This window comes from Brevibacterium permense, assembly GCF_013280495.1.
In the GTDB taxonomy this organism is placed as follows: Bacteria; Actinomycetota; Actinomycetes; order Actinomycetales; family Brevibacteriaceae; genus Brevibacterium; species Brevibacterium permense.
Genome location: NZ_JABSSX010000033.1, coordinates 1 through 1,827, shown reverse-complemented (window position 1 = coordinate 1,827; position 1,827 = coordinate 1). Strand labels below are relative to the sequence as shown.

Annotated in this window: 2 protein-coding genes; both read right to left on the bottom strand. The window is 61.8% G+C overall.

From position 1 onward, the window contains the following. Nucleotides 1–12: 12 nt before the first annotated feature. Entirely contained in the window at nucleotides 13–1,314 is a 1,302-nt protein-coding gene (locus HK353_RS16760; RefSeq protein WP_167200637.1) for an ISL3 family transposase, read from the bottom strand. Nucleotides 1,315–1,448: 134 nt separating this feature from the next. Then, entirely contained in the window at nucleotides 1,449–1,673 is a 225-nt protein-coding gene (locus HK353_RS16755; RefSeq protein ID WP_167193769.1) for a hypothetical protein, read from the bottom strand. Nucleotides 1,674–1,827: the final 154 nt, after the last annotated feature.

Here is a 1,827-nt window from a genome sequence, read left to right as displayed (position 1 = left end):
GGCTCTTCGCAGTTAGGGGTGTAATCGGGGTCTGAATCCTCCGGCCTCGAGCAGGCTCCGGGCGATGTAGTGGGTCAGGTTCCGGAACCCCAGCGCTGAACCACGCAAGTGTTCCAACCGGCCGTTCAATGCCTCCGTCGGACCGTTCGACGTCCCCGGCCGATCGAAATAGGCCAACACATCCACGGCCCGCTTCTTCAACGTCCGCCCCAGCCGGCGCAGCTCAACAAGACCAGAAGGCACCCCGGACGAGATCGATTCGATGATCGACTGCAACGACTTCTTCCCCGCGGTTCGGTCCAGGTTGCGGTAGGCGGTGATGATGTCCTGGAACACGCTCCAGGTCACCTCGACATCAGCATGTTTGTCATCCGCGAAGAGCGCGACGATCCGTTGCTGCTGCCGCTCGGTGAGTAACTGACACCCGGTGTGCAGAGTCCGCCGGGCCTGATACAACGGGTCGCCCTTCTTCCCGCGGTGTCCGGTCGTTTCCTGCTGAACACGCCTGCGGAGCTCGTCCAGACTGTCACCGGCGGGCTTGACGACGTGGAACGGGTCCATCACTTCCACCGCGGCCGGCAGCTCTTCGACAGCAGCGGTCTTGAACCCGGTGAACCCATCCATCGCCACAACCTCGATACCGTCGCAGAAGTCCTTCGACTGCCTGGCCAGCCAAGATTTGAACACCGCCTTCGACCGTCCCTCGACCACGTCCAGCAATCTCGCCGGGCCTGTCTTATCGCGGATCGGGGCGAGGTCGATGATCACGGTGACGTACTTGTCGCCACCTCGGGTGTGCCGCCATACATGCTCATCGACGCCGATGACGCACACGTTGGCGAACCGGGAAGGATCGTCGATGAAGACCCGTTGCCCTTCGGCAAGGATCGCGTCGTTAGCGGTGTGCCAGGAAACGGCGAGCTTAGCCGCGATGACGGAGATCGTAGCGTGATCGACAACGAGTGCTTTCAACGCCCAGGCGAGCCCGGTTCGGGAGATCTTCGCCCTGGCTGGGGCGGCTTGATCGGTGTCATGGCGCCACACGCGCCCACAGATTTCGCATTTGTAGCGTCGAAGTCGGATGAGCAGGGTGGTGGGGCGGTGCCCGAAGGGTTCGTGAGCCAACTTCCGGGTCACGGTGTCCCGCGGCCTGCCGTATCCGCCGCATCGGTGGCACCAGTTATCGTCGGTCGTTGGGGTGCATAGGAGAACTGTTTCTGAATCGGTGACGTGTTGGCCCGTGCAGTGCAGGCCGAGTGTGTCGAGGTGGCAGAACGTGGTGAGGTCAGGGGTGGAGAACGTAAAGTGGGGCACGTCGAGGTCTTTCGGGTGGTTTGTGTAGGAACTTCCATCTTCGAAAGGCCTCGACCTATTCCTGTGTAGCGACGCGCACCGGTTCTGCAGCCTCAACTGCGAAGAGCCCCTTTATTCCGAAGAGCCACTTGGAGTCAGGTATCGCGCAGGTAACCGGTATCGGGGTCGATCTCGGTGAGGAAGTCGCGGACTGACTCTCGATGCTCCTCGTCGGCGCGATCGGCGGCCGGGTGGCTGGCGCTCGAGAAGCCGTACCCGGAGTTGGGTCCGCTGACCCACTCGTAGTTGTAGATGCCTCTGCCACGACGCGTGACGATGAACATCTCTCCGTCCACCATGATCTTCTGCTTCCCGCTCATTCCTCCATAGTTGCACGCGCATGGGCTCTGTCGAGTACCGGGTTCGGTACAGAGATGGTTCTCCTGCGCAGGGTCGTACCCCCAGGTCTGCTGCATGATCCGGTGACATCCGATCCTGCAGTCGCACTCCCGGCTACACCCTCAACTGCGAAGA

Bases quoted from the DNA above. Each gene is read 5' to 3' on its own strand.
- HK353_RS16755 (WP_167193769.1), bottom strand. From the start codon at position 1,673: ATGAGCGGGAAGCAGAAGATCATGGTGGACGGAGAGATGTTCATCGTC.